Origin of the sequence: Streptomyces sp. NPDC058964 (genome assembly GCF_042741275.1) — a bacterium.
In the GTDB taxonomy this organism is placed as follows: Bacteria; Actinomycetota; Actinomycetes; order Streptomycetales; family Streptomycetaceae; genus Streptomyces.
Window position 1 is genome coordinate 1 of the sequence record NZ_JBHYKH010000465.1, and the last position, 7233, is coordinate 7233.

Sequence of the window (7233 nt, forward strand, 5' to 3'; positions counted from 1 at the left end):
GCCCCGTGCCGTGGCTGCTCACCGCGCGCACCCCCCAGGCCCTGCGCGAGCAGGCCCGCCGACTGGGCGAGCAGCTCGCCGGGCGTGTGGGCGGGGCCGCCCGGCGCGGCCGCGGGGGCGCCGCCCCCCGCCCCCCCCGCCACCGGCTTGCGCGCCAGCAGCCCGTCCCGGTCGGCGACATGGTCGCGCACCTTGGCGGAGGCCAGCACCAGGGAGACGGCCGCCGCGAGCCGCGCGCCCTCGCCCTGCGCCACCGAGGCGGTCCGCATCCCGCGCAGCGGGCACGGCCCTGCCGTACGCCGCCACGGGCCCGCTTTCTCCGCCTGAGCCTCCGTCAGAACCGATATGAGAAGCCCGTCGTAGTTGGTCACGATCCGGGCGAACTGTCCGTGGTCTCCGCGCAGGGCGAGGCACAGCCCGCACAAATGCGCCATCCACTGTGTCTTGAGGCTCTCACCGAGCCGGTGGCTGCAGGGCCTGACGATTCCGAACATGGCGATCCCCCGTGATCCGTACGACGTTGAGCTGCGGCATCGTATCGACCGAATGTCAGGTCGTAGGAGCCGATCCGTTCACCCGGACGCACCGTCCGTCACCCGAACGCCGTGAAGAATCATATTTCACTCACAGTCAGCAGCCGTGCCCCGTACTGCCCTTGGGAGACGCGGGCTCTCGACGTATGCGCTGTGCACCAGTACCGTCACAAACCCCCCGCGCGGCGTCTATCCACTTGGCGCGCCATCCGCATCATGGACGACCATGGGATGCGGAAAGCATGAAGGACCGCTGTGAGAGGAGGCGTCCATGGGATCGGTACGCAAGGCGAGTGCCTGGCTTGGCCTCGTCGACGACAACGATGACGAGCGCTACTACGACGACGACTACTCCGAAGGGACCGAGCAGCCCGGGGATGCCTGGGTCACCGACCCCCGGGTCAGGGTTGCCTCGGACGTCGCCGAGGAGAAGGGCCGCCGTATCGGCACGGTCACCCCGGACAGCTTCCGGGACGCACGTGCCATCGGGGAGCTGTTCCGGGACGGGGTCCCGGTCATCATGAACCTGACGGCCATGGAGCCCGCCGACGCCAAGCGCGTGGTCGACTTCGCGGCCGGACTGACCTTCGGCCTGCGCGGCACGATCGAGCGGGTCGCCACCCGGGTCTTCCTGCTGACGCCCGCGAACACCGAGATCGTCAGCGGCGAGGCGTCGGCCCACCGCTCGGACGGCTTCTACAACCAGAGCTGAGGCAGGGCCGCTCACCGGCCCTGCCTCGGCCCCTGGGGGCGGGTCAGCGGAAGGCGTCGAGTCCGGTGAGCGCCTTGCCCAGCACGAGCTGGTGCATCTCGACGGTGCCCTCGTAGGTGAGCACCGATTCGAGGTTGGTCGCGTGCCGCATGACGGGGTATTCGAGCGAGATCCCGTTGGCGCCGAGGATGGTCCGGGCCGTGCGGCAGATCTCGATGGCCTCGCGCACGTTGTTGAGCTTGCCGAAGCTGACCTGCTCGGGACGCAGGCGGCCGGCATCCATGCGCCGCCCCAGGTGGTGGGCGAGCAGAATCCCCTTGTGGAGTTCGACCGCCATGTCGGCGAGCTTGGCCTGGGTGAGCTGGAAGCCCCCGATGGGCCGCCCGAACTGCTCCCGCGTCTTCGCGTAGTCGACGGCGGTCTCGAAACAGCTGCGGGCCGCGCCCATGGCTCCCCAGACGATGCCGTAACGGGCGTGCGAGAGGCAGCTGAGCGGACCGCGCAGTCCGACGACCCCGGGGAGTACGGCATCCGCGGGCAGCCGTACGTCGTCGAGGACGAGTTCGCTGGTGACGCTGGCGCGCAGGGACCACTTGTGCTTGATCTCGGGCGCGGAGAACCCGGGGGTGCCGGTGGGCACGGCGAACCCGCGGATGCCCTCGTCGGTCTGCGCCCAGACGACGGCGACTCCGGCCACCGAGCCGTTGGTGATCCACATCTTGCGCCCGTTGAGGATCCAGTCACCACCGTCGCGCTTGGCGTGGGTGCGCATGTTGGCGGGGTCGGAGCCGTGGTCGGGTTCGGTGAGCCCGAAGCAGCCGATGATCTCGCCGGCGGCCATGCCGGGCAGCCACCGCTGCTTCTGCTCCTCGCTGCCGAACCGGTGAATGGCGTACATGGCGAGGGAGCCCTGTACGGAGACGAGGGAGCGGATGCCCGAGTCGGCGGCCTCCAGCTCCAGGCAGGCGAGGCCGTACTGCACGGCGGAGGCACCGGCGCAGCCGTATCCGCTGAGGGACATGCCGAGGGCACCGATCCCGCCGAGTTCCCTGGCCAGTTCCCTGATGCCGGGCAGCTCGCCCTTCTCGTACCAGTCGGCGACGTTCGGCAGGACGCGGTCCGCGGCCCAGTTCCGCACGGTGTCGCGGACGGCGAGGTCCTCCGGCTCCAGCAGATCGTCGATCCCGAGGGGGTCGGCCGGGTCGAACGGGGGCAACTTCGAGGACGCGGACATGGAACACCCTCCGGCAGATAAAACTAGCACCGCTAGCTAGGACGCAGCCCAGACGTTACGACCCGGGGCACCGGACGTCCAGCCCCACTCTCGCACCTGCCGACCGCCCCACGGGAGCACACCGGCCGGCCACCGAAGGCGGGCAACCCGAACCACCCGCACCACAGCGGAGCGACTACGCGGAAACGCGGGGCATCGCCGGCTCCCGAGGTGCCGGGACCTCCACCGCGGCCGCCTCCTCCTCGCACAGCATCACCCGCGGCAGCCGCAGGGCCATCACCGCCCCGAGCAGCAACAGCCCGCCGCTCACCAGCAGCGTGACGTGCAGACCGTGCACGAAGGAGTCCCTCGCCGCCCGGCGCAGGGCGGCACCGGCCGGTCCTCCGAGCCGCCCGGCAACGTCATAGGCCTCGCCCAGCGAATGTCCCGCCGACGCCGAGGCCGACGCCGGAACACCCGGCACGGAGGCGAGTCCTGGCGCGTACGCCGCGTTCATCACGCTCCCGAGGAGCGCGATGCCGATCCCGGCCCCCAACTGGTACGACGTCTCCCCGATCGCCGCCGCCCCGCCGGCCTGATCCGACGGCGCCTCGCTCAGCATGGACTCGTACGCCCCGAACAGGGTCGTCTCCAACCCGAAGCCGAGCAGTACGAAACCCGCCAGCAGCAGCCCCGCGTTGTCGTCCCCGCCCATCGCGGTCAGCGTCAGCACGGCCGCCGCGGTCAGCAGAAACCCGAAGCACACCATCCGGCGCGGCCCGAACCGGCGCAGCATCCGCGCGCCCGCCAGCCCCGACGCCATCGCCGCGACGGTCAGCGGCAGCAGCCGAAGACCCGTCTCCAGCGGCGACAGCCCGAGCACCAGCTGCAGATACTGTGCCGCGATCAGCTCGAGGCCCACCAGCGCGAGCATGGCCAGCACGATGCAGCCCACGGACGTACTGAACGCCGGCCGGGTGAACATCCGCAGATCGACCAGGGGATACGGACGCCGTCGCTGACGGCGGACGAACAGCGCCAGCAGCAGCGCACCCAGCACCAGAGGCACCAGCGTGAACACGCTCGCCACCGGCTCCCCGCCCCCGAGCCGTTTCACGCCCAGCACCACGCCGAACAGACCGGCGGCCGCCATCAGCGCGCCGACCACGTCCCAGGGACCGTTGCGCTCACCCGTCGACTCGGGCAGCAGAAGCCGACCCACCGGCAGGCTGACCAGCATCAGCGGGATGTTGACGAGGAAGACCGAGCCCCACCAGAAGTGCTCCAGCAGGAAGCCGCCCAGCAGCGGACCGACCGCCGCGCCCACCGCGGCGACCGCACTCCAGACGCCGATCGCCAGCGCCCGCTCCCGCCGGTCGGGGAAGACCTGACGCAGGATGGACAAGGTGGCCGGCATGATCATCGCCCCGCCGACGCCGAGCAGCGCGCGGGCCAGGATCAGCACCTGGGCGCTCGGCGCGAAGGCTGCCACCGCGGACGCGACGCCGAACAGGGCGTAGCCGAGAAGGAGGATCCGCCGGCGGCCCACCCGGTCGCCGAGCGTGCCGAAGAGGATCAGCAGCGAGGCGCAGACGAGCGGGTACACGTCGACTATCCACAGGAGCTCTATGGCTCCGGGCCTGAGGTCCTCCGTGACGGCGGGCACCGCCACATGGAGCACGGTCGCGTCGAGGGCGACCAGGAGCAGGCTGACGCAGAGGACGACGAGGACGACCCAGCGGTTGGCACCCGCCCCGGCCGCCCGACGGCGCAGCCGAACGGCAGCCGTGGTCGTCCCGGACATGTACGTACCTCCCAGATGAACCCTCGCGCGGGGCGGATCGGCGGGGTGGGGACTCCCCGTCGTACGGCCGGAGAGGAGCGGTGTCCCCGGCCTGCGCATACCCACGCGATTGACACGTCAGCGTACGCGAGTTCGTTCGGCCGAAACGTGGCAGACCTCTCACACTTCACACGGAGTCTTTGTGGCGTACACCACTGCTCCTCTCCCTTGACCACGCCCCGGTGGGTCGTCCGGTTCCGGCGCCGGTCGATAATCGAGCCCGTGACCGATCTTGATGGGCGCGTGGCACCACCCCCTGTGACGCATCTGCGCCGGGCGGCCCCGGCGCTGCTCGGGTACGCGGCGGTGCGTGCCCTGGGCCTGGGCGTGCTGGCGGTGTGGAGCGCGGCGCGCGGCAAGAACGCGCACACACTGCTCACCGCCCGCTGGGACGCGCTCTGGTACACGCGGGTCGCCGAGCTCGGCTATGGCTACGAGGTGCGCCTGCCCAACGGCGACGTGCACTCCAACCTCGCCTTCTTCCCGCTGCTGCCCTGGCTCGAGCGGGAGCTGCACCGGCTCACTCCGCTGTCCTTCGCCGACGCCGGTTTCGCCGTCAGCCTGATCGCCTCGCTCGCCGCGGCCTGGGGGATCTTCGCGGTCGCGGACCATGTGTACGGATCCCGCGCCGGGGTGTGCGCCGTGCTGCTGTGGGCGGTGCTGCCGGTCGGGATCGTGCAGTCGATGGCGTACAGCGAGTCGCTGTTCACCGCGCTCGCCGCCTGGTCGCTGTACGCCGTGCTGACCGGACGGTGGGTGACCGCGGGCGCGCTGGCCTCGCTGGCCGGGCTGACCCGGCCGGTGGGGCTCGCCGTGGTGGCCGCGGTGTGGACGGCGGGCATTGCCTCGTTCGTGCGAGATCGGCGCACGGCCGCGACGCGCGGCGCACAGAGAGAGGAACACGCCCCCGGTGTCGCCGACGCCGGCCGCGCCCCGCGCGTTCCGACAGCGGACGGCGCACTGGAAGTGACACGCGCCCCATCCGTCACCGCCGGCGCACCGCCCTGGCGCCGCGCCCTCGGCATGCTGATCGCCCCCCTCGGCGCCGCCGTCTATGTGCTGTGGGTCGGCCACCGCACCGGAAAGGGACCGCTCGGCTATCTGGACGTGCAGGCGGGGTGGCGCAACGGCTTCGACGGCGGATACGCCTTCGCCCGCTTCGCCGCCGACAAGTTCACGTCATTTCCGTCTGCCCTCGCCGGGCTGGGCCTGGTCATCGGAGCCGGTCTGGTCGTGTGGCTGTACGTGATCGGCGTACGGCAGCGCCAGCCGCTTCCGCTGCTGGTGTACACGGGTGTCGTCACCGCGCTCGCGCTGGGCGCGTCGAGCTACTTCGGCTCGAAGCCGCGCCTCCTGCTGCCGGCCTTCCCCCTGCTCCTGCCGCTCGCACTGGCCCTGGCCCGGCTGCGCACGGCCAGAACGGTGCTGGTCACGGCCGGTGTCGCGGTGGCGTCCGCGGTCTATGGCGCCTTCTGGCTCAACGGCTCCGGTCCGCCATGATCGATCGAGCACGGTCGGTGAGCGGCCAGAGAAATCCACCCCATGATTCGGTGAACGAATTCATAAGCGCCCTATAACCGGCGTCCGGCATGATCAAAGGAATTGAAGGATGCGACTATCGGGGATTACGGATTCCTCGGAATTAGGATCGCGTCTGAGAGGTTTCCCACATCACATCGTCATCACAAAGCCGGTGATTCGACCGGGCTGAGAGCTCACTCGCTGTAACGTCGATTGGGTGCGTACCGAACGAAACCTCACCCGTCTGGACCGGGTGTTCGCCAGGCTGGACCGTGAGCCGGAACGACCGGCCCACATCGATGTGCCGAGGATGAGCCGGCACCGGGTCGTGCTGTTCTCCGCGACTCTGGCTTTCTACCTGGCGATCGTCTGGGCCGTGGTGACCACCTCGTGGCTGGTGCGGCTCGACTGGCAGGTCATGTTCTTCCGGCCGTACCAGCAGTGGCCGGAGATCCACGCCTTCCTCGACTACTACGTGGTGCTGGGCCAGCGCGGCCCCACCGCCGTGATGGTCGCCGCGTGGCTGGGCTGGCGTTCCTGGCGGCAGCACACGCTGCGCCCGCTGCTGACGCTCGGCGCGTCACTGCTGCTGCTCAACATCACCGTCGGCGCCGCCAAGCTCGGCATGGGACGGCTCGGTCCGCACTACGCCATCACGATCGGCTCGAACGAGATGGGCCTCGGCGGCGATATATTTCCCAGCGGCCACACCGCCAACGCGGTGGTGACCTGGGGAATTCTGGCCTATCTGGCCTCCACCCCGAGAGCGCGCCGCTGGCTGTCCGCACTGTCGGCGGTCACCTCGCTCGGCGTCGGCCTCACCACCGTCTACCTCGGCACGCACTGGCTGAGCGACGTGCTGCTGGGCTGGGCCGCGGGACTCCTGATCATGCTGGCGCTGCCCTGGGTCGAACCGCTGATCGCCATGGCCGAGGTCGCCATCTTCGACCTGCGCGACCGCTGGCGCGACCGCCGCGGCCGCACGGTGCCCGCACCGGTCCCGGTCACCCCGGTGGTACTCAAGCCGCGCACCGCACCCGTCGGGGAGGAGACGGCCCCCGAGCGCGAGCCGGTCGCCTCGGTCCGCTCGCCCCGGTCGCCGATGCACCTGGCGCCGGGCCCGCACACCGCACGCTCGGAGCGCACTCCGGTCACCCCGGCGGGCAGCCGCCGTCCGCCGCACTCGGACCGCGTCCCGCGGGGCCCGGCCCCGGCGGCCCGCCCTCTGACGGGCGGCTGACGACGGGTACGGCAGCGCGGGGTCCGGTACGCACGCCCAACCCCCGCCATGACAAAGGGCCCCGGGCGCCGGGTCGCCCGTGGCCGGGGGCCCCGCCCGGGTGCGCGCACCCCAGCCCGGCGCCCCCCCCCCCGCCCGCCCCCCCCACGCAATTGAGACCCCCCACCCCGG

6 protein-coding genes are annotated in these 7233 nt (G+C 71.2%); 3 read left to right on the top strand and 3 right to left on the bottom strand.

Going from position 1 to position 7233, the window contains the following annotated elements; genetic code table 11:
* Positions 1–494, bottom strand: a 494-nt coding sequence (locus tag ACFW2E_RS37145) for a DUF5685 family protein (protein ID WP_384473534.1), incomplete at its 3' end; no start/stop codon positions are given.
* Positions 495–804: 310 nt separating this feature from the next.
* Here ACFW2E_RS37145 and ACFW2E_RS37150 point away from each other — a divergent pair.
* Positions 805–1245 (top strand): cell division protein SepF, encoded by a 441-nt coding sequence (locus ACFW2E_RS37150; protein ID WP_384473537.1) that lies wholly within the window; start codon positions 805–807, stop codon positions 1243–1245.
* 43 nt (positions 1246–1288) lie between these two features.
* On the opposite strand, the gene ACFW2E_RS37155 is transcribed toward ACFW2E_RS37150, so the two are convergent.
* On the bottom strand, positions 1289–2479 hold the full coding sequence (locus ACFW2E_RS37155) for an acyl-CoA dehydrogenase family protein (RefSeq protein ID WP_384473539.1): 1191 nt from the start codon (positions 2477–2479) through the stop codon (positions 1289–1291).
* Positions 2480–2654: 175 nt separating this feature from the next.
* On the bottom strand, positions 2655–4262 hold the full coding sequence (locus ACFW2E_RS37160; RefSeq protein ID WP_384473542.1) for an MFS transporter: 1608 nt from the start codon (positions 4260–4262) through the stop codon (positions 2655–2657).
* 261 nt (positions 4263–4523) lie between these two features.
* On the opposite strand from ACFW2E_RS37160, the gene ACFW2E_RS37165 reads away from it, so the two are divergent.
* Positions 4524–5801, top strand: coding sequence for a mannosyltransferase family protein (locus tag ACFW2E_RS37165; RefSeq protein WP_384473545.1), 1278 nt, complete (start codon positions 4524–4526; stop codon positions 5799–5801).
* A gap of 238 nt (positions 5802–6039) precedes the next feature.
* Positions 6040–7062 (top strand): phosphatase PAP2 family protein, encoded by a 1023-nt coding sequence (locus ACFW2E_RS37170; protein ID WP_384473548.1) that lies wholly within the window; start codon positions 6040–6042, stop codon positions 7060–7062.
* The last annotated feature ends 171 nt before the right edge of the window (positions 7063–7233 follow it).

Coding starts and splice junctions, on each gene's coding strand:
- ACFW2E_RS37150 (WP_384473537.1), top strand. CDS start 805: ATGGGATCGGTACGCAAGGCGAGTGCCTGGCTTGGCCTCGTCGACGAC.
- ACFW2E_RS37155 (WP_384473539.1), bottom strand. CDS start 2,479: ATGTCCGCGTCCTCGAAGTTGCCCCCGTTCGACCCGGCCGACCCCCTC.
- ACFW2E_RS37160 (WP_384473542.1), bottom strand. CDS start 4,262: ATGTCCGGGACGACCACGGCTGCCGTTCGGCTGCGCCGTCGGGCGGCC.